Annotated in this window: 26 protein-coding genes; 15 read left to right on the top strand and 11 right to left on the bottom strand. The window is 56.8% G+C overall.

Annotation, left to right across the window (positions count from 1 at the left end):
• The first annotated feature begins 10 nt into the window (after window positions 1-10).
• From gmk to phoB, 9 genes are all read left to right on the top strand, one after another.
• Window positions 11-652 (top strand): guanylate kinase, encoded by a 642-nt coding sequence (gene gmk / locus AC2TEL_RS03175; protein WP_480901809.1) that lies wholly within the window; start codon window positions 11-13, stop codon window positions 650-652.
• Complete coding sequence (locus tag AC2TEL_RS03170) at window positions 649-1182, top strand: gamma carbonic anhydrase family protein (RefSeq protein ID WP_480839756.1); 534 nt, start codon at window positions 649-651, stop codon at window positions 1180-1182. Before gmk ends, AC2TEL_RS03170 begins: the two co-directional genes overlap by 4 nt.
• 17 nt (window positions 1183-1199) lie before the next feature.
• A complete protein-coding gene (locus AC2TEL_RS03165) occupies window positions 1200-2246 on the top strand; it encodes a sensor histidine kinase (RefSeq protein ID WP_480839754.1) in 1047 nt (348 codons plus the stop codon).
• A 196-nt stretch (window positions 2247-2442) separates the two neighbouring features.
• A complete protein-coding gene (locus AC2TEL_RS03160; protein ID WP_480901807.1) occupies window positions 2443-3483 on the top strand; it encodes a substrate-binding domain-containing protein in 1041 nt (346 codons plus the stop codon).
• Between the two features lie 93 nt (window positions 3484-3576).
• On the top strand, window positions 3577-5049 hold the full coding sequence (gene pstC / locus AC2TEL_RS03155; protein ID WP_480901804.1) for a phosphate ABC transporter permease subunit PstC: 1473 nt from the start codon (window positions 3577-3579) through the stop codon (window positions 5047-5049).
• A complete protein-coding gene (gene pstA, locus AC2TEL_RS03150) occupies window positions 5046-6377 on the top strand; it encodes a phosphate ABC transporter permease PstA (RefSeq protein WP_480839748.1) in 1332 nt (443 codons plus the stop codon). Before pstC ends, pstA begins: the two co-directional genes overlap by 4 nt.
• Before the next feature lie 14 nt (window positions 6378-6391).
• A complete protein-coding gene (gene pstB, locus AC2TEL_RS03145; RefSeq protein WP_480839746.1) occupies window positions 6392-7189 on the top strand; it encodes a phosphate ABC transporter ATP-binding protein PstB in 798 nt (265 codons plus the stop codon).
• 16 nt (window positions 7190-7205) lie between these two features.
• Window positions 7206-7907 (top strand): phosphate signaling complex protein PhoU, encoded by a 702-nt coding sequence (phoU, locus tag AC2TEL_RS03140; RefSeq protein WP_480901801.1) that lies wholly within the window; start codon window positions 7206-7208, stop codon window positions 7905-7907.
• A gap of 11 nt (window positions 7908-7918) precedes the next feature.
• The gene (gene phoB / locus AC2TEL_RS03135; protein ID WP_480839742.1) at window positions 7919-8608 is read left to right on the top strand and encodes a phosphate regulon transcriptional regulator PhoB; all 690 of its coding nucleotides are present in this window, start codon (window positions 7919-7921) and stop codon (window positions 8606-8608) included.
• 3 nt (window positions 8609-8611) lie between these two features.
• On the opposite strand, the gene AC2TEL_RS03130 is transcribed toward phoB, so the two are convergent.
• Window positions 8612-9523, bottom strand: coding sequence for a LysR substrate-binding domain-containing protein (locus tag AC2TEL_RS03130; RefSeq protein ID WP_480901799.1), 912 nt, complete (start codon window positions 9521-9523; stop codon window positions 8612-8614).
• A gap of 96 nt (window positions 9524-9619) precedes the next feature.
• Here AC2TEL_RS03130 and AC2TEL_RS03125 point away from each other — a divergent pair, with 96 nt between their 5' ends.
• Complete coding sequence (locus tag AC2TEL_RS03125) at window positions 9620-10849, top strand: acyl-CoA dehydrogenase (RefSeq protein WP_480839738.1); 1230 nt, start codon at window positions 9620-9622, stop codon at window positions 10847-10849.
• 320 nt (window positions 10850-11169) lie between these two features.
• Window positions 11170-13629 (top strand): CoA transferase, encoded by a 2460-nt coding sequence (locus AC2TEL_RS03120; protein ID WP_480901796.1) that lies wholly within the window; start codon window positions 11170-11172, stop codon window positions 13627-13629.
• Between the two features lie 193 nt (window positions 13630-13822).
• Here the strand turns inward: AC2TEL_RS03120 and AC2TEL_RS03115 are convergent, their stop codons facing one another.
• Together AC2TEL_RS03115 and AC2TEL_RS03110 are read right to left on the bottom strand one after the other, a co-directional pair.
• The gene (locus AC2TEL_RS03115) at window positions 13823-14686 is read right to left on the bottom strand and encodes an acyl-CoA thioesterase (protein ID WP_480901793.1); all 864 of its coding nucleotides are present in this window, start codon (window positions 14684-14686) and stop codon (window positions 13823-13825) included.
• A gap of 49 nt (window positions 14687-14735) precedes the next feature.
• On the bottom strand, window positions 14736-15953 hold the full coding sequence (locus AC2TEL_RS03110) for a serine hydrolase domain-containing protein (protein WP_480901790.1): 1218 nt from the start codon (window positions 15951-15953) through the stop codon (window positions 14736-14738).
• Window positions 15954-16120: 167 nt separating this feature from the next.
• Between AC2TEL_RS03110 and AC2TEL_RS03105 the strand changes: the two genes are divergently transcribed.
• A complete protein-coding gene (locus AC2TEL_RS03105) occupies window positions 16121-16726 on the top strand; it encodes a DsbA family protein (protein WP_480901788.1) in 606 nt (201 codons plus the stop codon).
• On the opposite strand, the gene AC2TEL_RS03100 is transcribed toward AC2TEL_RS03105, so the two are convergent.
• Window positions 16723-17751, bottom strand: a complete 1029-nt coding sequence (locus tag AC2TEL_RS03100; RefSeq protein WP_480901786.1) for a phosphotransferase family protein — start codon at window positions 17749-17751, stop codon at window positions 16723-16725. The genes AC2TEL_RS03105 and AC2TEL_RS03100 overlap by 4 nt on opposite strands.
• A 42-nt stretch (window positions 17752-17793) precedes the next feature.
• On the bottom strand, window positions 17794-18612 hold the full coding sequence (locus tag AC2TEL_RS03095; protein ID WP_480839727.1) for an SDR family NAD(P)-dependent oxidoreductase: 819 nt from the start codon (window positions 18610-18612) through the stop codon (window positions 17794-17796).
• Between the two features lie 407 nt (window positions 18613-19019).
• On the opposite strand from AC2TEL_RS03095, the gene aroQ reads away from it, so the two are divergent.
• Window positions 19020-19469, top strand: coding sequence for a type II 3-dehydroquinate dehydratase (gene aroQ, locus AC2TEL_RS03090; RefSeq protein ID WP_480839725.1), 450 nt, complete (start codon window positions 19020-19022; stop codon window positions 19467-19469).
• Window positions 19466-20221 carry an autoinducer binding domain-containing protein gene (locus AC2TEL_RS03085; RefSeq protein WP_480839724.1) on the top strand — a complete coding sequence of 252 codons (756 nt, stop codon included), beginning with the start codon at window positions 19466-19468 and terminating at the stop codon, window positions 20219-20221. Before aroQ ends, AC2TEL_RS03085 begins: the two co-directional genes overlap by 4 nt.
• A 374-nt stretch (window positions 20222-20595) precedes the next feature.
• Here the strand turns inward: AC2TEL_RS03085 and tsf are convergent, their stop codons facing one another.
• The 5 genes from tsf to AC2TEL_RS03060 form a co-directional block, all read right to left on the bottom strand.
• Complete coding sequence (gene tsf, locus AC2TEL_RS03080; protein ID WP_480839722.1) at window positions 20596-21471, bottom strand: translation elongation factor Ts; 876 nt, start codon at window positions 21469-21471, stop codon at window positions 20596-20598.
• 77 nt (window positions 21472-21548) lie between these two features.
• A complete protein-coding gene (gene rpsB / locus AC2TEL_RS03075) occupies window positions 21549-22340 on the bottom strand; it encodes a 30S ribosomal protein S2 (RefSeq protein ID WP_480839721.1) in 792 nt (263 codons plus the stop codon).
• Window positions 22341-22507: 167 nt separating this feature from the next.
• On the bottom strand, window positions 22508-23362 hold the full coding sequence (olsA, locus tag AC2TEL_RS03070) for a lyso-ornithine lipid O-acyltransferase (RefSeq protein ID WP_480901785.1): 855 nt from the start codon (window positions 23360-23362) through the stop codon (window positions 22508-22510).
• Window positions 23349-24104: an L-ornithine N(alpha)-acyltransferase gene (gene olsB / locus AC2TEL_RS03065; RefSeq protein ID WP_480901783.1), complete on the bottom strand. Its 756-nt coding sequence runs from the start codon at window positions 24102-24104 to the stop codon at window positions 23349-23351. The genes olsA and olsB overlap by 14 nt, the downstream gene beginning before the upstream one ends.
• 106 nt (window positions 24105-24210) lie before the next feature.
• Complete coding sequence (locus tag AC2TEL_RS03060; protein ID WP_480839716.1) at window positions 24211-24393, bottom strand: DUF3553 domain-containing protein; 183 nt, start codon at window positions 24391-24393, stop codon at window positions 24211-24213.
• 42 nt (window positions 24394-24435) lie between these two features.
• On the opposite strand from AC2TEL_RS03060, the gene AC2TEL_RS03055 reads away from it, so the two are divergent.
• Window positions 24436-25032, top strand: coding sequence for a histidine phosphotransferase family protein (locus AC2TEL_RS03055; RefSeq protein WP_480839714.1), 597 nt, complete (start codon window positions 24436-24438; stop codon window positions 25030-25032).
• Here AC2TEL_RS03055 and AC2TEL_RS03050 read toward each other — a convergent pair.
• Entirely contained in the window at window positions 25029-26291 is a 1263-nt protein-coding gene (locus AC2TEL_RS03050) for a glutamate-5-semialdehyde dehydrogenase (protein WP_480901781.1), read from the bottom strand. The genes AC2TEL_RS03055 and AC2TEL_RS03050 overlap by 4 nt on opposite strands.
• Between the last annotated feature and the right edge of the window lie 15 nt (window positions 26292-26306).

Here is a 26306-nt window from a genome sequence, read left to right as displayed (position 1 = left end):
AACCAGAAACATGGCGGATCGCCGAGGTCTCTTAATCATTTTGTCCTCACCTTCGGGCGCGGGCAAATCCACGCTGGCCCGACGGCTGATGCAATGGGATAGCGAGTTGGAGTTCTCGATCTCGGCTACAACCCGTGCGCCGCGACCGGGGGAAGAGCACGGTCGCGAATACTACTTCTTGTCCGAGGACTCCTTCAAACAACAGGTCGCGGATGGTCAGATGCTGGAACACGCCCATGTGTTCGGAAACTTCTACGGGTCTCCCGCCGAACCTGTGCTCGACTCAATCAACCAGGGCCGGGACGTTCTGTTCGATGTGGACTGGCAGGGCGAGGTTCAGATCCGTAATTCGGATCTGGGCAAACACGCGCTTTCGATCTTCATCCTTCCGCCGTCGATCCGGGAACTGCGCCGCCGTTTGGAAGGCCGCGGTCAGGACAGCGAAGACGTGATTGCAAAGAGAATGCTGAAAAGCTGGGACGAGATCAGCCATTGGGGATATTACGACTATGTCCTGATCAATGATGATCTGGACACGACAGAAGAGAAGCTGAAAACCATCGTCAGCGCCGAGCGGATGCGGCGTATTCAGCAGCCGCGCCTGCAACATCACATCCGCACCTTGCAGACCGAGTTCGAGGGGCTGTCATGACCATTTACGCTCTGGGTGAAGATACGCCACAGATCCACGAAGACACTTGGGTGGCGCCTGACGCCAACCTGATAGGCAAGGTCGTGTTGGAGCAGGGGGCCTCGGTCTGGTTTGGCAGCACCATTCGCGCCGACCACGAAGAGATTCGGGTGGGTGCGGGCAGTAACGTTCAGGAAGACTGCGTCATGCATATCGATGCAGGCTATCCATTAACAATTGGTCGGGATTGCACGATCGGGCACAAGGTCATGTTGCATGGATGTACAATCGGCGACAACAGCTTGATCGGTATGGGAGCCATCGTTCTGAACGGCGCGAAAATCGGGCGCAACTGTCTGATCGGGGCAGGAGCCCTGATAACTGAAGGAAAAGTGATCCCCGACAATTCGCTGGTCATGGGATCGCCTGGAAAGGTCGTCCGTCAGCTGGACGAAGCGGCCGCGCAAAAGCTCACGCTCAGCGCGCTGCACTATCAGGAAAACATGCGCAAATTTCGCGAAACACTCAAACCGGTTTCACTAGGCAGTTAACGCCGGATAGGCCCCAGATGTCCCAAGACCTGATTGGCGAATTCGTTTCAGCCGTACCGATGCCTGCTTTGCTGGTGGATCAGACAGAGCGAATCATCGCTGCCAATACGGACGCCAAAACGCTGCTCGGTCAGAATATCGAGGGGCGTCACTACGCCACGATCCTGCGACAGCCGCAGGTGATCGAAGCCATGGAACAAAGCCTGCGGTCCAAGGGCCCTGCCAAAACCCGTCATCTGTCCAATGATGGCGCGCAGGACACGACATTTCAGGTGGAATGTCGATACCTGAACGGCGTAGGTGCCGTTTCTGGCGGCGCGGTTCTGGTGGTGTTCCAAGACGTCACCCATCTAGAGCAGGCCGGCCAGATGCGTCGCGACTTTGTCGCCAACGTCAGTCACGAATTGCGCACACCTCTGACCGCCTTGATGGGATTCATCGAGACGCTGCGGGGTCCGGCCCGCGATGACGTCAATGCCCGGGACCGGTTTCTTCAAATCATGACGGACGAGGCCAACCGGATGAACCGTCTGGTTGGCGACTTGTTGTCCCTGAACCGCGTCGAAAGCCAGGAGCGCGTTCGCCCAACCGAACAGCTTGAACTCACGGCCTTGCTGGAATCCACACTGAACTCCCTTCGCCCTCTGGCCGACGATGCCGCGGTCACCATGACGCTGAATGCGCCGCCCGAACCGGTTTCAGTCACGGGTGATAGCGACCAGTTGCGCCAGGTTTTCACCAATCTTATTGAAAATGCGATCAAATACGGCGGCAGCGGCGAGAGTGTAACGGTCAACATTTTACCTTCGGAACGTGACACGGCGATGCGTGGACCGTCGGTTCGGGTTCAAATTGTGGATAAGGGGCCGGGTATTGATGCCGTGCATCTTCCCAGATTGACGGAACGATTCTATCGGGCGGACAGCCACAGATCCCGGGAACTGGGTGGTACAGGGTTGGGGCTTGCAATCGTGAAGCATATCGTCAATCGCCACCGGGGTCGTCTGCGGGTCGAGAGCGATCTTGGAAAAGGTTCCGTCTTTACAGTGATTTTGCCACGCTGAGATCGGTTGACCCGACCTCGCGACTTTGGTGTTGGCGCTCACTTTACATATCGTCAAGTTAAGAAATCCTAAGAAAAACTTGAGTTGTCATAAAACCGTTACGTATGTGTCACAAAAGGCTTACGCGCGGTACTTAGGGGTGCCGGCAAGATCATCATGGGGGTGATCATATCTTATTTTTTTCAGGGAGACTGAAATGTCCTTTGTAAAACTGTCGGCATCTGCTCTGGCAATCGCTGCCGTCTCGGCGACCACTGCTGCAGCTCGTGACAACGTACAGGTTGCCGGTTCGTCGACCGTTCTGCCGTATGCCTCGATCGTTGCGGAACTGTTCGGTGAAAACACCGACTTCCCGACACCGGTTGTCGAATCGGGCGGCTCGTCGGCCGGTCTGAAACGTTTCTGCGAAGGCGTTGGCGAGAACACAATCGACGTTGCAAACGCATCGCGTGCGATCCGCGAAAAAGAGATCAAAGCCTGCGCCGAAAACGGTGTGACCGACATCATGGAAGTGCGCATCGGCTATGACGGCATCGTGTTCGCCAGCCAGCAGTCGGGTCCTGCTTTCACCGCATTCCAACCGGCTGACATCTACAACGCCATCGGCGCAAAAGTCATGATGGACGGTGCGCTGGTCGACAACAGCTACAACAGCTGGGCCGAGTTCAACGGCGACCTGCCGGATGTTGAAATCGCCATGTTCATCCCGGGCACCAAGCACGGCACCCGTGAAGTGTTCGAAGACAAGGTTCTGCTGGCTGGTTGTGAATCGACTGGTGCCATGGAAGCCATGATCTCTGGCGGCATGAGTGAAGATGACGCCGAAGACGCCTGCCTGGACGTGCGTGCGGACGGCAAGTCGGTCGACATCGACGGCGACTACACCGAAACCCTGGCGCGTATCGACACCAACCCGAACGGCATCGGCGTGTTTGGACTGGCGTTCTACGAGAACAACACCGACAAGCTGAAAGTGGCCACCATGGGTGGCGTCGCACCTTCGACCGAGACCATCGCGTCGGGTGAGTATCCGGTTTCGCGTCCGCTGTTCTTCTACGTCAAGAAGGCACACATCGGCGTGATCCCCGGCCTGAAAGAATATGCTCAGTTCTTCGTCGCTGACGAAATCGCTGGTGGTTCAGGCCCGCTGGCCAACTATGGTCTGGTTGCTGATCCTGAGCTGGCAAAAACTCAGGAAGCCATTGCCAACGAAGAGACCATGGGTTCGGGCAGCTAATCCCGCCTTTGGTCTGAAGTACCGGGGGCGGCATTTGGTGTCGCCCCCAACTTGTGTTTCTGAATTTCCCAATCGAGACCAAATGGGGGTGTCATGCCGATACTTTGGCTCATTCTGATCGTTCTGGCGATCGCAGCTTTCGGTTATGTATTAGGTCGGGCACGCGCTCTTCAAAGCGCCGTAGGGGACAGTCGGGATCTGCATTCGCTTCCGTCGTTTTACGGCGCGAACGTCGTGCTGAAAACGGTTGTACCGGCATTTGGTCTTCTGCTTGTCTGGTTGTTGGTGCAACCGCTTTTCGTTAACTCGCAGATATCCGGGATGATCCCGGATTCGGCCATTAAAGAGGGCTCGTCCCGGAGCCTGGTCATGGCCGAAATCCGCCGTGCAGCCAGGGGTCTGGACAACGCAGTTGCACAAGGGCAATTGACCGAGGATCTGGCGCAGAACGCACGCGCCGATATCACGGACATGACCCAGCGCCTCAAGGACGCGGGGCAGGTCGTGACCTCGGACATCACCCAGCCGGTGCTGCGCGCAGCGCAACGTTATCGGATCATGAATTCCACCGGTTACTCGATCATGACGGTCGCAGTAATCCTGGTCGCGCTGGCTGGTGCCGCATTCAGTTGGTTTCAAACACATTCGGAATATCGTGCCCGCAACGTTGTGGAGCAGGGGGTCCGCGTTCTTTTGCTGGCCGCTGCATCGATCGCAATTCTGACTACCGTCGGTATCGTTCTGTCGCTGGTCTTCAACACGTGGGAATTCTTCAAGCTTTATCCTGCGTCGGATTTCTTCTTCGGAACGACATGGGCGCCCAGTTTCTCGGGACGTGGCGGATCTTCCGCTCTGGGCATCATTCCACTGCTTTGGGGTACGTTCTATATCTCGCTGGTTGCTCTTCTGGTGGCTGTTCCCATCGGACTGTTCGCCGCCATCTACCTGAGCGAATACGCGTCGGCCCGCGTCCGTTCTTTCGCAAAGCCACTGTTGGAGGTGCTGGCCGGCATTCCCACTATCGTTTATGGCCTCTTTGCCCTGCTGACCGTTGGCCCGCTTTTACTGGGCGTGTTCGGCGATGGCGGACTGGGCTGGATGAAAGCGGGCACGGCCGTAATGACAGCGGGTCTTGTCATGGGCATCATGCTGATCCCGTTTGTGTCGTCTCTGTCGGACGACATCATCAACGCGGTGCCTCAGGCTATGCGCGACGGCTCGTACGGGCTGGGGGCGACGCAGTCGGAAACCATCCGTCAGGTCGTGCTACCGGCAGCACTGCCCGGGATCGTCGGTGCGATCCTGCTGGCAGCATCGCGCGCCATTGGTGAGACAATGATCGTGGTTCTGGGGGCTGGTGCCGCCGCGCGCCTCAGCCTGAACCCGTTCGAAGCCATGACCACCGTCACCGCAAAAATCGTCAGCCAGTTGACCGGGGACGCGGATTTCGCATCACCCGAAGCGCTTGTCGCTTTTGCGCTTGGAATGACACTTTTTATCCTCACGCTGGGGCTCAACATCTTCGCCCTTTACATCGTGCGTAAGTATCGGGAGCAGTACGAATGACCGACGCCAGCATGCAAAGCCCCGAAACAGGTCGCCACTCGGTCTCGCTGACTGCCAGCGATGCGCACACAAAAAAGCGCGCCAACGCGGAAAAGCGCTTTCGCGCCTACGGTATTATGGCGATTGCGACCGGCCTGTTCTTCCTGATCGTTCTGTTTGCCTCAATCCTGTCGCAAGGCCTTCCGGCTTTTCAGCGGACGGTTGTCAGCGTGGATTTCACGTTGACCGAAGCTCAGCGCGATGAAGCCGAAGGCACGTTGTTCAAGACCAAAGCTTACTCCGACCTTTTCATCTCCGAACTGAACGGCGAATTGGCGGAACGTGGGATCAGCGTCGATTTCGATGAAGCCGCCATCGAACGTCTTCTGGGTAAAGTTGGCGGCACGATCCGGACCTTTTATGCCGACAACCCGGACAAGTTGGGCGAACCCATCGAGTTTGATCTGACCGCGTCCAGCCGCGTTGACGGATACTTTAAGGGTCGCGTTTCGCGCGATACGTTGCAGGACAGTCGTTTCCTTCAGCTCAGCGATCTGGATCTGGTGGACGCACTGGAAGAGGCAGGCATCATCAAGCAAGTGTTCAACTGGCCTTTCATCACAGGCGCGGACTCGGGCGTGGACAACCCCGGCGGTGCGGGAATCGGGGCATCGGTTGTCGGCTCGTTCTTCATGATGCTGGTGGTTCTGGGCCTGTCGTTGCCCATCGGCGTCGCCGCGTCGATCTATCTTGAGGAATTCGCGCCGCAGAACAGGTTCACGGATCTGATCGAGGTGAACATTTCGAACCTCGCCGCCGTGCCATCGATTGTATTCGGTATCCTCGGCCTCGCGGTCTTCATCCAGTTCATGCACTTACCACAGTCTGCGCCATTGGTCGGCGGTCTGGTTCTGACGCTGATGACGTTGCCAACAATCATCATCTCGACCCGCGCGTCGCTCAAGGCGGTTCCGCCATCGATTCGCGATGCGGCATTGGGGGTAGGGGCCTCGAAGATGCAGGCTGTGTTTCACCACGTGCTGCCACTGGCTGCACCGGGGATTCTGACCGGCACCATCATTGGCCTGGCTCAGGCGTTGGGTGAAACCGCACCGCTGCTGCTGATCGGCATGGTGGGTTTCGTGGCCCGCGGCTATCCCGATGGGTTCCTCGCGGGCTTTACCGAGCCGAATTCGGCCATGCCTGCTCAGATCTATACTTGGGCCGCGCGTGCGGATGTAGGTTTCTACGAGAAAGCCTGGGGCGGGATCATCATTCTTCTGATCTTCCTGCTCTCCATGAATATCATCGCAATCATCCTTCGCCGCCGCTTTGAACGCCGTTGGTAAATGGAGCTATAACAATGAACGACATGTCGCGAGTGGAGAGAGAAGTGGACACCAAGGAAATCAAGTTGGAGTGCCGTGACTGCCAAGTCTACTACGGTGACACCCACGCCATCAAAGATGTGAATGTCGACATCGAAGACAAAACTGTTACCGCTTTCATCGGCCCGTCCGGTTGCGGCAAGTCGACGTTCCTGCGGTGTTTGAACCGGATGAACGACACCATTGACGTTGCCCGTGTCGAGGGGTCATTCAAACTGGATGGCGAAGACATCTATGACAAGCGAGTCGACCCGGTTCAGTTGCGCGCCAAGGTCGGAATGGTGTTCCAGAAACCCAACCCGTTTCCCAAGTCGATCTACGACAACGTAGCTTATGGACCGCGTATTCACGGTCTTGCCAAGAACAAAGCGGAGCTGGATGAAATCGTCGAGAAGTCCCTGCGTCGCGGCGCGATCTGGGACGAGGTCAAGGACCGTCTCGATGCCCCCGGCACCGGCCTTTCGGGTGGGCAGCAGCAGCGTTTGTGTATCGCCCGTGCCGTGGCGACCGAACCCGAGGTCCTGCTGATGGACGAACCCTGTTCGGCGCTTGACCCGATCGCGACGGCGCAGGTCGAGGAACTGATCGACGAGCTGCGCGAGCGATATTCTGTGGTGATCGTCACCCACTCGATGCAACAGGCGGCGCGCGTCAGCCAGAAGACTGCATTCTTCCATTTGGGCAACCTGGTTGAATTCGGTGAAACGGGCCAGATTTTCACCAACCCTGAAGATCCGCGCACGGAAAGCTACATTACAGGCCGGATCGGCTGAGCACAGGTATTTGGACATGACCGAACAACATATTGCATCCGTTTTCGACCGGGACCTCGAAGCCATTCAGGCACATATCATGAAAATGGGCGGTCTGGTCGAGGCCGCCATCATGAGCGCGGCCCGGTCACTGGAAATGCGAGACGAAGAACTCGCACAAGAGGTCCGTCAGGGCGACAAGGCCATCGATGCGCTGGAAGATGTCATCAACGAGGAAACCGCTCGGCTGATCGCATTGCGTGCACCGACGGCGAGTGACCTGCGGCTGGTTCTGTCGGTCCTGAAAGTTTCCGCCAATCTGGAACGTATCGGCGACTATTCCAAGAACATCGCCAAGCGCACCACCGTTCTGGTTAACTCCGGCGAAATCAATGGCAGCGCTGCCGCACTGCGCCGCATGGCGCGCGAAGTGGAACTCATGCTTCGCGATGCTCTGGACGCCTATATTCAGCGCGACGAAGAACTGGCCCGCGACGTGATTGAGCGCGACGAAGAAGTGGATCAGATGTACAATGGTCTGTTCCGCGAGTTTCTGACCTTCATGGCCGAGGACCCGCGCAATATATCTTCGTGTATGCATCTGCACTTTATTGCGAAGAACATAGAACGCATGGGCGATCACGTAACGGCCATTGCCGAGCAGGTCGTATACCTCGTCACGGGCGAACGCCCGACCGAGGGCCGACCCAAAGCCGATACAACGTCGCAAACTGCCTAGGAGGCAAGACAATGTCCGTTGATCAACCTACGGTGCTGGTTGTCGAGGATGAACTGGCCCAGCGCGAGGTGCTTGCGTACAACCTCGAAGCGGAAGGTTTTCGCGTATCCAAGGCGGCCAGCGGGGATGAAGCGCTGTTGCTGGTGGATGAAGACAGCCCTGACATAATTGTCCTTGACTGGATGATGCCAAACCTCAGCGGGATCGAAGTTTGCCGCCGATTGAAGACCCGCCCGGACACGCGGTCGATCCCGATCATCATGTTGTCGGCGCGCAGCGAAGAGGTCGACAAGGTCCGCGGGTTGGAAACAGGGGCTGACGACTATGTCGTCAAGCCGTACTCGGTCGTGGAACTGATGGCGCGGGTGCGTACCCAGTTGCGTCGGGTGCGCCCTGCAACGGTCGGCATTCGACTGGAATTCGACGACATAATCCTCGATTCCGAAACGCACAAAGTCAGCCGCAACAACAAGCCGCTTAAGCTTGGGCCAACGGAATTCCGGTTGCTGAGCACATTTATGGAAAAACCGGGCCGCGTCTGGAGCCGTGAACAGCTTTTGGACCGCGTTTGGGGGCGGGACATCTATGTTGATACCCGCACTGTCGACGTACATATCGGGCGTCTTCGCAAGGCATTGACACAGCATGGCGGCGAAGATCCCGTTCGCACAGTTCGCGGTGCCGGATACGCACTGGGCTAAGGATCAACGGGGCAGGGTCTCTTCGCTCTGCGCCTGCGAGGCGAGCCAGTGCCTGAAGTGCCGCAATGCTGTGTCCTCGGACTTCTCCCGGGGCCAGACCAGATAATAGGCGCCAAGTGTCTCGACACTGTCGGAAAATGCAGCGATCAGGTTTCCTGTCGCCAGATCCTGTTCAACCAGATAGTTCGGCAGCAGTGCTACTCCCAGACCATGCAGCGCTGCCTGATTGATCGTCGTGAACTGGTCATGCACTGTACCGGGCAGGGGATCGGGATGTGCGACTCCCAACTGACGAAACCAGTCTTGCCAGGCGCGTGGTCGTGTCTGAATGTGCAGCAAAGGCAATTTCAACAGGTCATCGGGCGACTTAGGAGCACCTTGAGGCAGCAACTCTGGTGAACACACGGGAACGACACGTTCTACCTGCAAAAGCAAACGATCCGTTCCGGGCCAATCGGGTTCACCAAAATGCAACGCTGCGTCAAAGGGTTCGGCGGCAAAGCTGAATGGGCGCAGCCGGGTCGACATGTTGATCGTGATGTCCGGATGCAGCCGCGCAAAATCGGGCAGGCGGGGCACGAGCCAACGCATCCCGAACGTCGGCAATATGGCAAGGTTCACCATTCCCCCGGCGGGTGCGACGTGCAGCTTCATTGCCGCCTGCGCAATCTGAGACAGGGCGGGGCGAATTTCCTGAACATAGTCCTGTCCGGCTGGCGTGAGGGACAGACGCTTGCGGTCTCGTCGCACCAGCTCTGCGCCCAGCTGTGCCTCGAGTGTTTGCAGTTGCCGGCTGACCGCGCTTTGGGTCAGAGCCATCTCCTCGGCAACCGCCGAGGCCGAACCCAAACGATCCAGGGCTTCAAGTGCACGCAGGGCAGAAATTGGTGGCAATGTAAGTCGGCGCGGTTTCATCTATGCGTTTTAGTCATGAAAACTTGCAAATGTCTCGCTGTTTTTTGCAAGAAACTCAGATTAGATTTAGGAAAACTGTCTCAGCGGAGAAATCTCATGAATGCCCCCGACACCAAACCAACCCTGCGCGCCAAGGATGCACCCGATTTGGGGGCCTTTGCGTGGGACGATCCCTTCCGCCTGACCGATCAGTTGGAAGAAGACGAACGACTGATTGCGGAAAGCGCACGCAGCTATGCACAGGAGAAGCTGCAACCCCGCGTCACCGAGGCGTTTCAGAACGAGGAAACTGACCCCGAAATCTTCCGCGAAATGGGTGAGATGGGGTTGCTGGGTACAACATTGCCCGAAGAATACGGAGGCATCGGTGCCGGATACGTCGCGTATGGCCTTGTCGCACGCGAGGTTGAGCGTGTGGATTCCGGCTATCGTTCGATGATGTCTGTCCAAAGCTCGCTGGTCATGTACCCGATTTATGCATACGGCAACGAGGAACAGCGCCGGAAATACCTGCCGAAACTTGCCAGCGGCGAATGGATCGGTTGCTTTGGGCTGACCGAACCGGACGCCGGTTCAGATCCTGCCGGAATGAAAACACGTGCCGAGAAAATCGACGGCGGATACCGCCTGACGGGCACCAAGATGTGGATCTCGAATGCCCCGATTGCCGATGTTTTCATCGTCTGGGCCAAGTCTGACGCACATGACGGAAAAATCCGCGGCTTTGTTTTAGACAAAGGGACCAAGGGTCTGAGCGCCCCGAAGATCGAAAACAAGTTGAGCCTGCGCGCTTCGATCACCGGTGAGATCGTTCTGGACGGTGTCGAGGTGGGCGAGGACGCTTTGCTGCCCCACGTACAGGGCCTCAAAGGTCCGTTTGGTTGTCTGAACCGCGCCCGCTATGGAATCAGCTGGGGAACCATGGGGGCTGCTGAAAGCTGTTGGCATGCCGCACGCCAGTACGGTCTGGACCGAAAGCAGTTCAACCGGCCGCTTGCGCAGACGCAGCTCTACCAGAAAAAGCTGGCGGACATGCAGACTGAGATCGCTTTGGGGTTGCAGGCCAGCCTGCGTGTTGGTCGACTGATGGATCAAGCCGAGGCCGCGCCAGAGATGATTTCGATTGTCAAACGCAACAATTGCGGCAAGGCGCTGGAAATCGCTCGGATGGCGCGTGACATGCACGGCGGCAATGGTATTTCGTTAGAGTTTCAGGTCGTCCGACATATGATCAACCTTGAAACCGTTAACACCTACGAAGGCACGCACGATGTGCACGCTCTGATCCTGGGGCGTGCGCAAACCGGGTTGCAGGCCTTTTATTGAGGCCGGTCAAAGTTGTAACCCAACTGATGCGCTTTTAGGGCAAGGCGGTCCTACCGTCTGCTTTCCTGGCGACGCATGTGTCCGTCAGGATGCCTTGGTCGGATGCTGCGTGTTTGACATTGCAGTGTCCGACCCCAAGCTTCTTCGTTGCGCGAGAGCAGTTGAACGCGCGTTGAGCGTTCCAAAAATTAGCCATGTCATTCGTTCTTTCAAAATTTGATTGTGAGGCCATCAAATTTATTTCAGTGTCCCGATGGAATCTCTGGTTTCAGGCTTCACAAATTTTGCTCTCCACTCGGATAAATTAGCGCAGGTCCAAAATGTCAGAACGACCCTTGTCTCACATCCGCGTTCTCGACTTCGGTCACTATCTGGCCGGTCCTCTGGTGGGCATGATGCTGGCAGACATGGGGGCCGAGGTCATCCGTATCGATCCGCCCAATGGCCCGGCCTTTGACGATCCTGCCTTCGACATGATTTCGCGCGGCAAAAAAGTTTTAACGCTTGATCTCAAGTCTTCAGCCGGGCGCCAAACGGCGGTCGAACTGGCCAAACGCTCTGACGTTGTGATCGAGAATTTTCGCCCTGGCGTCATGGATCGTCTGGGTTTGGGACCCGGCACTCTGCGCGCCGCAAATGATCAACTGGTCTATCTGTCGTTACCCGGCTTTGCCTCGACCGATCCCGTGCTGGCCGGATTGCCTGCGTGGGAGGCGGTCATCGCCGCCTATACCGGGCAATTCACGGATATGGGACTGAACCGGCGGTTGATGGGGATCAACCCGTCCTTCACACCGCTGACATTGGCCTCGGCCTACGGTGCCAGTTTCGGGGCCATGTCAGTCTTGTTTGCCCTGAACGCACGCGACCGAAACGGAGGCGACCATATCGAAGTTCCGCTCGCCTCGGCTTTGCTTGAAGGGCTGATCTACAATTGCGAGCAGATCGAAGACTACCCCGAGCGTTACAAGTCTCCGCGTGAGGTGGAGTTGGATCGGCGCGCGGCCGAAGGTCTGCCTTTGAACCTGAAATTCGACGAATTGTCTGAATTCCTTGATCCGTTCTATCGCACTTATACCTGTGCCGATGGGCGCGGCTTTTATGTGGTGTCGGGTTCGGTTGCCACACATCCACGGCGGGTGCTGGAAACGCTGGGCCTTAAGGAGCTGGCGGATGAACTGCCGGATTTCTCGGCCTATCTGGATACCAAAGACTGGCCCGCGGAATGGTCAATGCGAAACTACCCGGTCGGTGCGTCCGACCGGGCGCGCGTTTCATCGGCCATGAAGGACGCTTTTCTGACCCGACCGTCGCATGAATGGGAAGAGCTGTTCGGAACGGCCAAAGCACCGGCTACCGCGCAGCGGTTTACACAAGAGTGGTTGTCTGATCCTCATGCGCTGGCCTCGGGTCTGGTGCTGCGGGTCGAGGATGAGCGCCACGGCAAAATGCGCCAGATGGGCAATGTCGCATGGCTGGCAAGCGACGAGGGTGCGACTGAAAAAACCGGGCCACAATCTGCTGATTTGAAAGCGGTATTGGCGGATGCGCCGCGCAGCGGAAATGTTTCAGGAAAAAGCGGCTGGCTGGACGGAGTGAAAGTGCTGGACCTGACCAACGTGATCGCGGGCCCGACCATTGGATCGACGCTGGCGCGCTTTGGGGCAAATGTCACGCTTGTACAGCCGGTCGAGCCTTCGGTGGATCCGTGGAACACAATTGTATTTGGGATTCACGCACAACGCGGCAAGGAAAGCATTCTTCTGAATCTGCGCAGCGACGAAGGGCAGGCGGCATTGGCCAAACTGATCGCCGAGGCCGACGTCATAACATTGAACGGAACGGACGAACAGCGCGACAAACTCGGCCTGTCACCGGATCGCTTGGCGGCGATTAACCCGAAACTCATCCTTGTTCAACTGGATGCTTTCGGTGGGCCAAAGCGCGGGCCGAAATCGGACCACCTTGGTTATGACGATCTGGCGCAAGCCGCGACCGGCGTGATGGTCCGGTTCGGGGGCGGAATGGAAACCCCGGAAGAGCACGCGCATTTTGGAACGATTGACGTGCTGACCGGATTCTGCGCCTGCGTTGCGCTTGGCGGAGCGCTCTTGCGACTGCGGAAAACGGGGAAGGGTGGTGTTGCTCGGGCGTCTCTGGCGGGTGCAGGCAACCTTATTCAGGCGCAGTTCATGTATGACTACGAAGGTCGTGAACCGTTTGGCGAACCCTCGGGGCGCGACGCTTTGGGATGGGGGCCGTTCTATCATTGTTACGAGGCTGCGGATCAGTGGATGTTCTTTGCCGCGCCGGCGGACGGGCCGGCGGCTTTGGCCGCTGTTTCGGAACTCGCCGATCTCGCCGATTTGACCACAGAAGATCTTCACGGCGCACTGGCGGATCGGTTTCGGCAGAAGCCGCTGTCCCACTGGCAACGGGTCTTCGGCGATTCAAACACCGTGGTTCCGTTGGCTTCGCTTCACGAAACGCGTGACCGAGCCTTGCAGCTTGAAAGCGCCGGAGACATCGACATTGCGAAGGACACATTCCGGGTCATTCGCCACGATCAGCATCCAATGGGTCGTTGGTGCGATCTGGTCGCGCCCAATGCTGTTCGTCCGACCAGCGGCCGGATCACAATTCCGAGCCCGATGCCCAAATATGGAGCGCATACGACGGACATTCTGAAGAGGATCGGCTACGACGAAGCGCAAATTCAGCAAATGATCGGTCGCGGCGCGGCCGCCACAAGCTGGTCTGAGAAATACCTGCCAGAGTAAAGTGGACGGCATCGACACGTGGTGAAGGGGCAGAATGGTGCTCTCGTTTAACAGATCTATAATTCGTGTAATCGGTATTATGGTAATTGTGCAGTGCGGCTGCCTACACCGTATTCGTCACTGAAACTAATATTCTAGCACAATCAGTCCGTTTTTTCTCATGTTATCTGCCATTTAGCAAAGCCACTTGATCTCACTTTCGCGACGGTCGCAACAAACCTTCCTGCGCGACGGATGCGACCAACGTACCATCCTGAGTGTAGATCGAACCACGGTTGAAGCTTCGACCGCGCCCGGTCCACGGCGACTCCATGGTATAGAGATGCCAGTTCTGAAACTGCACGGGCCCATGGAACCAGATGGCATGATCCAGGCTGGCGCCGTTTATTTCGCCGGAAAACCAGCTAAGACCGTGCGGACGCATGCCAGAGCTCAACAAGCTCATGTCCGAGGCATAGGCCAAAAGAAGATGCTGCGTCACTGTATCGGCCTCATCTGCCGCGGCCATCCGAAACCAGAGGCTGTTACGATCATCCGTTTTTTCTGGCCTGAAAACGTCCAGAGGCTCAATTTCACGAACTTCGATCGGACGTTCGCGCAACAGTTCCGACCGCAGTTTGTCAGGAACCCGATCCAGATACTTTTGACGCAACTCATCGCGCGACGGATGGTATTCCGGCGCCGAAACCTCTGGCATCGGATGCTGATGGTCCCAACCATCGTCCTGAACGTGGAATGAAGCGGACATGTTCAATATCTGCTTTCCATGTTGAATGGCGACGACACGTCTGGTTGTAAAAGAACCTCCGTCTCGCGCTCTATCAACCTGATAAATAACGGGTATTTCCGGATCACCCGGTCGGATGAAATACGCGTGCAAGGAATGGCACAAACGATCTTCGACCGTCCTGTAGGCGGCTGCAAGGGCCTGTGCGACCACCTGCCCTCCAAATATCCTTGTGGGCGTTTCACCACCTGAACCGGTTCCACGAAACAGGTCTACTTCCAGCCGCTCAATGTTCAGCAGGTCCAGCAGGATACGTTCGGCTTCGGTCATCAAATCGTCTCCGGTGTCAGGCCGGTTTCAGGTATCAACGACGCGCACATCATTCAACCAATGCACCGAGAACAAGCGAGCGGAGCTCGGCCCGCGACGGGTATGAGCTGGAGGGTGACAGCTGCGTAAAAAAGACGGTTGTCAGATCATTGACCCGGTCGATCCAGAAAAAGGTTGAGGCCATGCCGCCCCAGGCGAAGTCTCCAACAGAAGACGGCGCGCCCAGTCGACCCGGATTCAGGACAACAGACCCGCCGATTCCAAACCCGGTTCCTTGCATCGGCTGTTCCGCAAAACTCTGTGGTCCCATTGAGGCAATGTCGCCCGGTAAGTGATTGCGCATCATATATTCTACGGTCTTGGCCCCCAGCAGACGAACACCGTTTTCGGTTCCATTGTTGCGCAACATCTCAGCGAACCGGCTGTAGTCATCGATCGTACTCACCAATCCTCCTCCACCGGAAAACGTGGTCGTGCGTTCGAACGGAGAACCTCCGGCGGCGTCGACAAGCCGTAACGTATCGCCACCCTGTTTCGCCGCGTTCAAGGCCATGGCATCGCCTTCCAGCGGAGTATAGAGCGAGGCAAACCTGTCCCCTGCCCCTGACGACAAAGAAAACCCGGTTTCCTGCATTTGTAGTGGCTCGAAGATGAGCTCTGCAAAGAACTGATCAAGTGACCGTCCTGTCACAACCTCAATCACGCGGCCTATGACATCGATGCCCACCGAATACTCCCAGCGCGTGCCGGGCTGGAACGCCAGCGGCAGGGCTGACAGCACTTTAACCCGGTCGGCCAATGGCCCTTGGTCTGGTGAAAAAATCAGATCCAACGCGTCCATTTCCTGCGGAAGAAGACCGGGATTGAACGGATAACTGAGGCCGCTTGTATGTGTCAGCAATTGATGCATGGTTGGCGTGGGCGCATTTTCAGTTTGATCCAGGCGCGTCGCTTCGGGAACCAGCGCTTGCATGGATTGAAATTCAGGAATGAATTCGGACACGGGCGCATCCAAGTGGACCAGCCCGCGTTCCGCCAGCATCATCAGAGCGACCGAAGTGACAGGTTTTGTCATGGAATAGATCCTGGCAAGCGTGTTTCGTTGAAATGGCAGGTTGTTTTCAACGTCGCGGCAGCCGCAGCTGTTAAAAAATACTTCCTGCCCGTTTTGCTTCACCAAAAGGGAACTTCCCGCGTATTTGCGTTGCTCGACATATCGGTGCATCCAGTTGCGAATATGCGTCAGTGCTGTTGGGTCAAACCCCATGTGTTCGCTCCGCTGTGATGTTTTTCGCCGATAGTGCCGCGACGTGTTTGTAAACGACAGCGAAAAACCGCGTCCTCTGACGGAAAGCTCTGAATCGACGCGCCATGGACTGCTAAACTAAAGATTGAGTGGATTCGGCTCTGCATTTACCTGACCGAGGAAGAAACATGGCGCAAAACATTGTATTTATGTATGACTTCTGCAGTCCCAATGCTTATCTGGCCTATAAAGTTTTGCCTGATCTGGCGAAAACCCTGAATGTATCGCTGGACTTTCAACCGGTTCTGCTCAGTACCGTTTTCAAGGCCACAAACAATCAAAGCCCATTTCAAGCCTTTTCCGATATTCGCCAGAAATCTGCCTATCTGACGCATGACCTCCACCGCTTTGCCCGGCGTCGCGGCATCAGTTTCCACATGAGCCCACATTTTCCACTGAACACCAAGTTTGCAATGCGAGGTGCTGTCTATGCCCATGGAAAACCGTGGGAACGCAGATACATTGACGCTGTATTTGACGCAATCTGGGTTCACGGCCAAAAGGTCGACGACCTGAATGTCTTGATGGATGTCGTTCAGGAAAGCGATTTGCCCACTCGCAAAATTCGCGATGCACTGGGTGATGCACACATCAAGCAACAACTGAAAGATCAGACAAAAACGGCAGTTAGAAATGGCGTTTTTGGCGTGCCCACGATGTTCGCCGGTCCCGAGATGTTTTTTGGGAAAAACAGCCTTGGGAATCTCGAATTGGAACTCTCACATTCGAGTTAGCCGTCCAGTGCGGCAAGCCCGTGTTTTGCAAACTGCGGAACGTAGGCGCCAAAAGCGCGGGCTCGTTCAGGGTCTGACGCGTTGCCGTCGAGTGCGCGCTTGTAGACCCCTTGCAATATTCCGGCCATTCGAAAAAAGTTGAAGGCCAGATAGAACCCAAAATTGTCGATCCCGTCGAGCCCCCTTCGCGCACAGTAATCCGCGACAAAGCGTTGATCTGAAGGCAACCCAAGACTGCCGCGATCAACCCCAGCCAAACCGCGGCCTTCTGATCCGGGGGGCATTTGCCACTGCATGATAACAGCCGCCAGATCAGCGTAAGGGTGGCCGATTGTGGACAATTCCCAATCCAGAACGCCGATACAGTGTGTTCCATTCTGTTCGAACATCAGGTTGTCGATGCGGAAATCACCATGCACCAGTGTTCTTTGGCCGTCATCTGCCGGTATTGACGATTCCAGCGCTGCGATCAACGCGTCCATTTCGGCGATCACAGCTGTTTCCGAAGCGTGGTATTGCTTCGTCCATCGCGCAATCTGGCGTTCGAAGTAATTCCCCGGCGGCCCATAGTCGGACAAGCCGACGTTGTCGATATCGACCTGGTGCAACTCGGCCAGAACTCGGTTCATCTCATCCAGGACCCCTGCCCGCGTTTCGTTATCTTCGCCTTGCATCGTAGGGTCCTGAAAGCTGCGTCCCGGCAGATGTTGCATCACGTAAAACATCGTTCCAATAACGCTTTCGTCCTCGCAAAGAAGATACATGGCCGGCACCGGGACCTTGCTGCCAGCCAGCGCGCTTTGCACCCGGTATTCACGATCGACAGCGTGCGCGGACTTCAGCAAAACACCCGGAGGTTTGCGGCGCAGGACATAGTTTTTGGTTGGCGTCTGCAGCAGATAGGTCGGGTTGGATTGCCCGACGGCGAACTTGGTGGCTGTAACCGGGCCTTCGTAATTCACCAGGTGCGCTTTAAAGTAGGTGTCTATTGCGTTCAGATCTAGCGTATTTTCAGACGTCGGCATGAGCTATCTCGGGTTTGGATCCGTCTAAATTCAACGGCCAATTCAAAGGGCGTCGGCGAAAATATTGCCACCGCTTTGGACATTGATCCCGCCGGATACCGGGATGACAGCACCGGTAACATAGCTGCCGCCGCGCCCGCACAGGAACAGCATGCACCCGCCAATGTCATCCTCTCGCCCGACGCGACCGAGCGGGACGGCCTTGCCAACCTTTTCCCTCTTGTCCAAATCTTCGGTCGCGAATGCAGTCATTCGCGAGACAAACGGTCCCGGTGCGATGGCGTTAACCGTCAGTCGGTATGGTGCAAACTCCTTGGCCATGATTTTCGTCAGATGTATCACAGCCGCTTTCGAGGCAGAGTAGCTGTAAGCGCCGTCTCCCATGGGGGCCTCGCCCATGACCGAGGCCACATTTACCACCCGCGCCGGATCTTCATCCGATGCCGCCTTCATCAACAGCGGTAATAGTTTCTGGGTCAAATCAAAGATGCCCGCCACGTTTACCGACATCACCTTTTCCCATGCATGGTAAGGAAACTGTCCCATGGGCGCGCCCCAGGAAACACCAGCATTGTTCATAAGAATATCAAGGCTTTGTGCGCGAGTATTCACTTCGGCCACAAGGGCATCAATTCCGGCCTCGCTTCCGATATCGCCCGCAAAGCCTTCGGCCGAACCGGGCGCGTCTAGTGCGTTCAACTCGGCCGCTACAGATTGGCAGGCGTCTCCCTTGCGCGAGGCTATCAGAACTCTGGCCCCGGAACGCACGAAGGCTTCGGCCGCCATTCGGCCAATTCCTGTCGCCCCTCCTGTCACCAGCGCGGTTTTTCCTTGAAGCGAAAACAAAACTTCCGGGGTCATGTGAATTCCCTAATTTGGCTGGCGGCCACCTGCCGCGGCCTGAAAATGCAAGGATGTTCCGCCACGTCGGTGGCATTTGACACTAATCCAACGCAATCAGATCTATCTAAGCAAGAGAAAGAAGCGCAAATACCAATTTACTGCACGTCAGCCGAGAAATGTTTTACCTGGAGTTCCGGGTCGGTTTGCGGGCAAGTTCAGTGTTTCGAATTGGTAACCTTCAAGCGGAATCGTCGATCTGTTCACGGAAAAGTTGTTTCGCCGGGAACCGATATGTGACCAAATTTACATCCTTACCATTCATATCACGCCAGCATAAAGAATCACGGTTCGCCTCATGAGGGCAGAGGTGGCTGGACGCTCCTTGAAATCGGGTTTATGAAAATAGGACATGGGGACAGTAAGAAATGAAAAACATCCTGGTTCTGAATGGCCCGAATCTGAACCTTCTGGGGACTCGACAACCAGAAGTATACGGCCATACGACCCTCGAAATGATAGAAGACCTGTGCAGATCTCACGGTGACACGTTGGGACAGCACATCACACATCTCCAATCCAACCATGAAGGGGCGCTGATCGACGCAATCCATGAAGCGCGCGGAAAGCAGGATGGGATCGTACTGAATGCCGGTGCTTTCACACACACGTCGGTTGCAATGATGGACGCGATTTCCTCGACGCAAGTTCCAGTGGTCGAAGTGCACCTTTCCAATATCCACGCGCGCGAAGAGTTCCGCCACAAGTCCTTTGTCGCGCCGGTTGCCATCGGACAAATCTGTGGATTTGGCGCCAAAAGTTATGTTCTGGCATTGGATGCGCTGGCCGCGCATCTCGGACAGGAGAGCTCGGAATGAACCTGAACGAGTATCTCAACTTTCTAAGCTACGCCAAGACGCTGGAAGAGCTTTGGGATGCGCATTGCCGTCAAATGGCAAAGTACGGATTTGATCGGCTGCTGTACGGCTACACGCAGTACAGAACCGAGACGTCCTTGGGCGATCCCGAAGATTTCGTGATTTTGACCAACCACTGCAAAGAGTATCTGGACGGGTTCCTGCGGTCAGGTCTGTATTTCCACGCACCCATGCTCAAATGGGCGTTGGCCAACGAAGGTGCTGCCAGTTGGCGCATGATTCAGGAAGCAATGTCCAGCGGCACCATGACCCCAGAGGAGCGGCAGGTCTACGAGTTCAACAAGTCCAAGGGCGCAACTGTCGGCTTCACGGTCAGCTTCACTTCGGTCTCGCTAAGGTCGAAGGGCGCGATTTCGATGGCGCATTACGGGGACATGTCACAGGACGAAATAGATGCTGTCTGGGATGAGCATGGCGATGACATCCTGCTGATGAACAACATGGCGCATCTCAAGATCCTCACCCTGCCCTATAACGCGCCGAACCGGGCGTTGACCAAGCGCCAGCGTGAAGCGTTGCAATGGGTTGGCGATGGCAAGACGACACAGGACATCGCACTGCTGATGGGGCTGACATCAGCCACAGTTGAAAAGCATCTGCGCCTGGCGCGCGAGGCACTGTGTGTTGAAACGACCGCGCAGGCCGTTCTCAAGGCGTCACTGCAAAACCAGATGTTTGTCATGGAAGTGTAATGACCACAAAACTGACGCAAAAATGCGTCAGCTTACCTTAGGTAAGGAAAACATTACTTCCTTATCCGCGCTTAAAATTGCAGAGTGATACTGTTCCGTGAGTGGTGGCTTTAGCCAGGGAACATTTGATCGGATCTTTGCTATATCAGAGCTCTCCGGTCGCTCTGTCTCAGGGGCGTCTATTCGTCCACGTACCTGGGTCGGAAATTTTGGGGGGCCTCGACCATCCCCATCATGCGGGGCCCCTCAATCTATCTCCACACAGCTCGTCCAGTTTTCGATCGCCGTTTTGTCGTAAAAAAACCGGCTACGCATTGCGTAACCGGTTGCTTTGGTTCGAAATGTGCGGCCCGGCGAACGGGCCGCGACATGCCTTAGCCCTGAGCGGCTTTGGCAACTTCGGCAGCGAAGTCTTCTTTCTCGACCACGATGCCTTCGCCAACTTCCAGACGGATGAAGCCGGTGATGGTTGCGCCGGCTTCCTTGGCCGCCGCTTCTACGGTCAGATCGGGGTTCACAACGAATTGCTGGTTCAGCAGAGTCGATTCGGCGACGAATTTCTTCATGCGGCCTTCGATCATCTTTTCGATCACCTGCTCCGGCTTGCCGGATTCGCGGGCGATGTCCATTTGAACCTGCTTTTCCTTCTCGACAACTGCCGGATCCATGTCCGCTTCGGACAGAGCAGCCGGGTTCACAGCGGCAATGTGCATCGCAATCTGCTTGCCGATGGCTTCATCGCCACCGGACAGAGCAACCAGAACACCGATTTTACCCATGCCATTGGTTGCCGCATTGTGGACGTAGGACACAACTGTGTCGCCCGACAGTTTGGCCATACGGCGCACCGACATGTTCTCGCCGATAGTGGCGATCTTGTCGGTCAGGGTGTCAGCAACGGACTTGCCACCCAGATCAGCAGCCAGCAGAGCCTCGACATTGTCAACGCCTTCGGCCGCATATGCGATCTTGCCAACCATTTCCTGGAACTCGGCGTTTTTCGCAACGAAGTCGGTTTCCGAGTTCACTTCAACAGCAACGCCGTTGCCGCCATCGACGTGGACTGCTACCAGACCTTCTGCTGCGGTACGGCCCGATTTCTTGGCCGCTTTGGCCAGACCTTTGGTGCGCAGCCAATCAACGGCTTCGTCCATGTTGCCTTCGGTTTCGGTCAGCGCTTTTTTCGCGTCCATCATGCCTGCGCCGGTCTGGTCGCGCAGTTCTTTAACCATTGCTGCTGTGATTGCCATCTTTTGGCTCTCCTCAATTCAAACGGAATTGGGGCAGGTCATACCCTGCCCCATATGTCATTTACGTGACGGGCAGCTTACGCTTCGGCAGGTGTTTCTGCTTCTGCGGGCGCTTCTTCCGCAACGGCTTCTTCAACCGGAGCTTCTTCGAATTCACCCAGGTCAACACCTGCAGCACCCAGCTGAGCGGTCATACCGTCCAGAGCGGCACGTGCGGCCAGGTCGCAGTATAGCGAGATCGCGCGGGCTGCGTCGTCGTTGCCGGGGATGATGTAGTCAACACCATCGGGCGAGCAGTTGGTGTCGACAACAGCCACAACCGGGATACCCAGCTTGTTGGCTTCGGCGATGGCCAGTGCTTCTTTCTTGACGTCGATGACGAACAGCAGGTCCGGAACGCCGCCCATTTCGCGGATACCGCCCAGCGACGCCTGCAGTTTGCCCTGGTCACGCTCCATGCCCAGACGCTCTTTCTTGGTCAGGCCTTCAGCACCCGATTCCATCGCTTCGTCGATCTGGTTCAGACGGTTGATCGACTGGGAAACGGTTTTCCAGTTGGTCAGCGTGCCGCCCAGCCAGCGGTGGTTCATGTAGTACTGAGCCGATTTTTCAGCCGCTTCCGCGATCGGGCCAGCGGCCTGACGCTTGGTACCAACGAACAGAACGCGGCCACCTTTTGCAACGGTGTCACGAACGGCCTGCAGCGCCTGATCCAGCATCGGAACGGTCTGGGTCAGGTCCATGATGTGGATGCCATTGCGCGAGCCGTAGATGAACGGGCCCATGCGGGGATTCCAACGCTGTGTCTGGTGACCAAAGTGAACGCCAGCTTCCAGCAGCTGACGCATGGTGAACTCGGGAAGAGCCATGCTATGTTTCCTTTTCCGGTTTACGCCTGAGCGGGGGTGAAAGAAGCGGATGCTCCAACCGGCGGTCTTGATGAGGATGTCTCCCTCAAAAAGCCCAAACCCCGCCTGCGGGTTTGAATGGCGCGCGTATAAGGCAGGATTGAACGCAGCGCAAGTGCCAATCGCCCTTATTTTTCGAGCCGAGCCAACGCGTGGGCGTGCCGGACCGCCTCTTCGCAATGCGCAGCGAGTGCCTTGCGATCTGGAAAATCGCTGACCCGGGCCGGAGAGTGATAAATCAACTCGACCGAACCCTGCCTGCGTGCCCCCAATGTCTTGAGCAGATGGGGCCCGAAGTCCATATCGCCCCACCAGCCATAGAACCTTTCGGGTTGCCCCTTGGGGGCATGGAAAATGACCGAAACCGGCTGCACGTACATGAAATCTTGCAGCTCATCTGCGAAGAACGCCGCGAAAAGTGTTGTTTTGAAGGGCAAAACCCGTAACCCGTCTGTCGAAGTTCCTTCAGGAAAGAACAACAGCTTGTGTCCCGCTTTCAGACGGTTCTCAAAAATCTGCGTCTGCTCTCGCGCTTTTTTGCGGTCACGCTCGATGAACACGGTGCCCGTTGCGCGGGCCAGCCAGCCGATCCCTGGCCATTTCGCAACCTCGGCCTTGGAAACGAAGTAAACTCTTTTGCGGGCATTCAGCGCAAAGATATCCAGCCAGGACGTGTGGTTGGCAACCACCGCTCCGCGTTCGCGCATCAATTCTCCTGACGTCCGGAACCCGATGCCGAGGATTCGGAACGCGTTGCGACAGACGAATTGCGGGATGAAAGACGAGACGGGACGGCGCATTCCAAAGAACGGTTGCTCGATCAGACGGATGGCCAGCAGGACGAACAACCCGCCGAAGACCAGCACAGCCAGCGGCAGCCCGCGCAGAACCGCCAAAACCCAACCGAAAACACCCAGCTCTACCGGTTCTGGTGCGTCCTCGCTTTGCCAAGAAGTCTCGCTCACCGTCTCAAGCTCCGCCATAGATGCGACGCTGCCGCTCGTTCATCCGGGTCGTATCCAGGATCAGACACACATCGGTTGTGTTAAAAGCGTGGTCGATAAAAGCCCCCTCGCCCACAAACCCGCCCAGCCGCAGATATGCCTTGATCAGAGAGGGCACTTGAACCATTGCGGCGCGTCGATCCAGCGCGTCGGCAGCCACAAGGTTCATCGATTGGAACACGTCAGGTTGCGCTTTAACCCGAAGTTCAGGCGGTGCCAGATGGTTGTGGTGCAGCATCGACAAAGGTTGCGCCAGTTCCCGCACGTCTGTTCCATGAAAGCTGGCAACGCCAAACAGCACCTCTATCCCTCGTTCTGTGACGTACCGAGCCAGGCCGTTCCAGAGGTGGTACATCGCTGTGCCGCCTCGATAGTCGGGATGCAAACAAGAGCGGCCGAGTTCAAGCAGTTTGCGTCCGCTCTGTTTTAGAACGGTCAGGTCATATTCATCCTCGGAATAAAATTGCCCCAGTTCTGCTGCACGTTCACCCGGTAACAGCCTGTAAACGCCCACAACTTCGCCAGTTGAATCGTCAATTGCCAGCATATGGTCGAAATAGGGATCGAACCGGTCCTGTTCCAACCCGGCATCATGGTCAACCATTTCTCCGCCGCCGCCGAGCTCCCGAACGAAGACGTCGTATCGCAGCCGCTGTGCAGCGCGCAACTCGGCCTGGGTCTCGACCAGTTTGACTGCAAAAGAAAGGCCAGTATCCGGCATCAAAGGGGTCTATCCGTTGTTCAATCTTTGCGCTGATACCGCAGATGTCGGGGGCAAGGCAACAAGTGCACTCTGGTCAAGGTTGTTAACCTTTTCTAAACCAGTTTCACGGATCAAAGACAGGCATCAGGGCTATGCGTGTCCCATCGATTACCACTTTCCCCTGCTCGCGAAAGTTCACGGTGATCTTGCCGCCTATGTTGGACTGCACCTGTCCGATACCCCATTCGGGGAAATCCGGGTGGCGGACATACATGCCCGGTGCAAGAATGGCATTTAGGTCTGTCATGTCGTGGCTCCGGTCCGGCGGCAGATGCAGCAGGAGGTACGCATGGGCGACACGAACGTCAACCTGGCCGAGTTGATCGGTTCCCGGATCTGCCATGATCTGATCAGCCCGATCGGGGCAATTACCAACGGGTTGGAGCTGTTGGAGATGGTTGGCGCGTCACAAGGCCCCGAGATGGAGCTGATCTCGGGCAGTGTCGGCAGCGCGGGCGCCAAGATCAGGTTCTTCCGCGTGGCCTTCGGTGCCGCCAGTGATCAACCGCTGGGACGTGCCGAGGTGAACAACCTGCTGAAAGACATCGAACAGGCCAGCCGGGTCCGCGTGCGTTGGCACGTGACCGAGCCGATGCCGCGTAATCAGGTCAAACTGGCATTCCTTGCTTTACTGTGCTGTGAAAGCGCCATGCCAATGGGCGGGGAGGTCGAGATTACCGTTACCGGAGACACCTGGCTCGTCAGCGGCTCGGCGGACACCATGAAGGTTGACGCAGGGCTGTGGAAAGGTCTGACCGGCAAACACCACCCGGTCAAGGTGACGCCCGCGCAAGTGCAGTTCGCCCTGTTGCCAGAAACTGCGACCGCAATGGGGCGGCGCGTGGCGGTTGAGACCGCCACAACGCGAGTCGCCATTCGGTTTTAGCTGCGTGTGGTCCCGTTCCCGCGCACCAGATATTTGAAGCTGGTTAACTGAGCCGCGCTAACCGGTCCCCGCGCGTGCATCTTGCCGGTGGCAATTCCAATTTCGGCACCCATTCCAAACTCACCACCATCCGCGAATTGCGTGGACGCATTGTGCATCAGGATCGCGCTGTCCAGCCGTTCAAAGAACCGGGCTGCGGCCTGCCCGTCTTCTGCCATGATACAGTCGGTATGGTTCGAGCCATACCGCCGGATGTGGTCAATCGCTTCATCAACGTCCGCGACCGGTTTCGCCGCGATGATGCTGTCTAGAAACTCCTTGCCCCAATCCGCATCGGTTGCCGCAATGGTTCCGTCACCCGCCAGCGGTCCCTCAGCGTGAACCTCAACCCCGGCAGCCAGTAGCGCCGCAATCAGGTCACGCCCCAAACTGTCTGCGATGTCTCTGTGAATCAGCAGGCATTCGGCCGCGCCGCAAATTCCGGTCCGGCGGGTTTTGGCGTTCAGAACCACATCCAGCGTTTTCTGAGGGTCGGCGGATTTGTCGACGTAGATGTGCACGATTCCCTCGAGATGCGCAAAAACCGGCACTCGTGCCTCACGCTGGACAAGACCGACAAGACCTTTACCGCCGCGCGGAACAATGACGTCCACGTAATCTGTCATCGTCAACAATTCCTGAACCGCTGCCCGGTCGCGTGTCGGCACCAATTGAATTGCATCTTCCGGAAGGTTTGCAGCCTTCAATCCTTCGACGAGACAAGCGTGAATGGCGGTCGATGAATGAAAACTCTCGGACCCGCCGCGCAGGATGACCGCGTTGCCCGACTTCAAACAGAGCGCGCCCGCATCAGCCGTAACATTGGGGCGGCTCTCATAGATGACTCCGATTACACCCAGAGGTGTGCGAACGCGCTGAATGTTCAGCCCCGACGGCATGTCCCATTCGGCCAGCACTTCGCCAACAGGATCCGCTTGGTCGGCTACTGTACGCAAGCCATCGACCATGCCTTGAATGCGAGCGTCGTCCAGCATCAAACGATCCATCATCGCCGGGCTCAAACCCTTGTCGCGGCCAAATTCAAGATCCTTCTGATTGGCCTCGATGATCTGGGCGCGGTTCTTCCAAACGGCGTCCGCTGCCGCTATCAGAGCGGCGTGTTTGCGCTCGGCATTGGCAAATGCCAGTTCCTTCGACGCGGCTTTGGCGCGTTTTCCAAGGTCGGCCATCAGGGCGGGGATGTTATCGAAATCCTTCATGTCTTGTGCCTTTCT

It is taken from the genome of Ruegeria sp. HKCCD9138, assembly GCF_057220975.1.
Note: the sequence above shows the minus strand (reverse complement) of the source record. Positions and strands in the feature narration are given on the sequence as shown.

What these genes read in the sequence shown, in the direction of transcription:
- gmk (WP_480901809.1), top strand. Translation starts at nt 11, where the DNA reads ATGGCGGATCGCCGAGGTCTCTTAATCATTTTGTCCTCACCTTCGGGC.
- AC2TEL_RS03170 (WP_480839756.1), top strand. Translation starts at nt 649, where the DNA reads ATGACCATTTACGCTCTGGGTGAAGATACGCCACAGATCCACGAAGAC.
- AC2TEL_RS03165 (WP_480839754.1), top strand. Translation starts at nt 1,200, where the DNA reads ATGTCCCAAGACCTGATTGGCGAATTCGTTTCAGCCGTACCGATGCCT.
- AC2TEL_RS03160 (WP_480901807.1), top strand. Translation starts at nt 2,443, where the DNA reads ATGTCCTTTGTAAAACTGTCGGCATCTGCTCTGGCAATCGCTGCCGTC.
- pstC (WP_480901804.1), top strand. Translation starts at nt 3,577, where the DNA reads ATGCCGATACTTTGGCTCATTCTGATCGTTCTGGCGATCGCAGCTTTC.
- pstA (WP_480839748.1), top strand. Translation starts at nt 5,046, where the DNA reads ATGACCGACGCCAGCATGCAAAGCCCCGAAACAGGTCGCCACTCGGTC.
- pstB (WP_480839746.1), top strand. Translation starts at nt 6,392, where the DNA reads ATGAACGACATGTCGCGAGTGGAGAGAGAAGTGGACACCAAGGAAATC.
- phoU (WP_480901801.1), top strand. Translation starts at nt 7,206, where the DNA reads ATGACCGAACAACATATTGCATCCGTTTTCGACCGGGACCTCGAAGCC.
- phoB (WP_480839742.1), top strand. Translation starts at nt 7,919, where the DNA reads ATGTCCGTTGATCAACCTACGGTGCTGGTTGTCGAGGATGAACTGGCC.
- AC2TEL_RS03130 (WP_480901799.1), bottom strand. Translation starts at nt 9,523, where the DNA reads ATGAAACCGCGCCGACTTACATTGCCACCAATTTCTGCCCTGCGTGCA.
- AC2TEL_RS03125 (WP_480839738.1), top strand. Translation starts at nt 9,620, where the DNA reads ATGAATGCCCCCGACACCAAACCAACCCTGCGCGCCAAGGATGCACCC.
- AC2TEL_RS03120 (WP_480901796.1), top strand. Translation starts at nt 11,170, where the DNA reads ATGTCAGAACGACCCTTGTCTCACATCCGCGTTCTCGACTTCGGTCAC.
- AC2TEL_RS03115 (WP_480901793.1), bottom strand. Translation starts at nt 14,686, where the DNA reads ATGACCGAAGCCGAACGTATCCTGCTGGACCTGCTGAACATTGAGCGG.
- AC2TEL_RS03110 (WP_480901790.1), bottom strand. Translation starts at nt 15,953, where the DNA reads ATGGGGTTTGACCCAACAGCACTGACGCATATTCGCAACTGGATGCAC.
- AC2TEL_RS03105 (WP_480901788.1), top strand. Translation starts at nt 16,121, where the DNA reads ATGGCGCAAAACATTGTATTTATGTATGACTTCTGCAGTCCCAATGCT.
- AC2TEL_RS03100 (WP_480901786.1), bottom strand. Translation starts at nt 17,751, where the DNA reads ATGCCGACGTCTGAAAATACGCTAGATCTGAACGCAATAGACACCTAC.
- AC2TEL_RS03095 (WP_480839727.1), bottom strand. Translation starts at nt 18,612, where the DNA reads ATGACCCCGGAAGTTTTGTTTTCGCTTCAAGGAAAAACCGCGCTGGTG.
- aroQ (WP_480839725.1), top strand. Translation starts at nt 19,020, where the DNA reads ATGAAAAACATCCTGGTTCTGAATGGCCCGAATCTGAACCTTCTGGGG.
- AC2TEL_RS03085 (WP_480839724.1), top strand. Translation starts at nt 19,466, where the DNA reads ATGAACCTGAACGAGTATCTCAACTTTCTAAGCTACGCCAAGACGCTG.
- tsf (WP_480839722.1), bottom strand. Translation starts at nt 21,471, where the DNA reads ATGGCAATCACAGCAGCAATGGTTAAAGAACTGCGCGACCAGACCGGC.
- rpsB (WP_480839721.1), bottom strand. Translation starts at nt 22,340, where the DNA reads ATGGCTCTTCCCGAGTTCACCATGCGTCAGCTGCTGGAAGCTGGCGTT.
- olsA (WP_480901785.1), bottom strand. Translation starts at nt 23,362, where the DNA reads ATGGCGGAGCTTGAGACGGTGAGCGAGACTTCTTGGCAAAGCGAGGAC.
- olsB (WP_480901783.1), bottom strand. Translation starts at nt 24,104, where the DNA reads ATGCCGGATACTGGCCTTTCTTTTGCAGTCAAACTGGTCGAGACCCAG.
- AC2TEL_RS03060 (WP_480839716.1), bottom strand. Translation starts at nt 24,393, where the DNA reads ATGACAGACCTAAATGCCATTCTTGCACCGGGCATGTATGTCCGCCAC.
- AC2TEL_RS03055 (WP_480839714.1), top strand. Translation starts at nt 24,436, where the DNA reads ATGGGCGACACGAACGTCAACCTGGCCGAGTTGATCGGTTCCCGGATC.
- AC2TEL_RS03050 (WP_480901781.1), bottom strand. Translation starts at nt 26,291, where the DNA reads ATGAAGGATTTCGATAACATCCCCGCCCTGATGGCCGACCTTGGAAAA.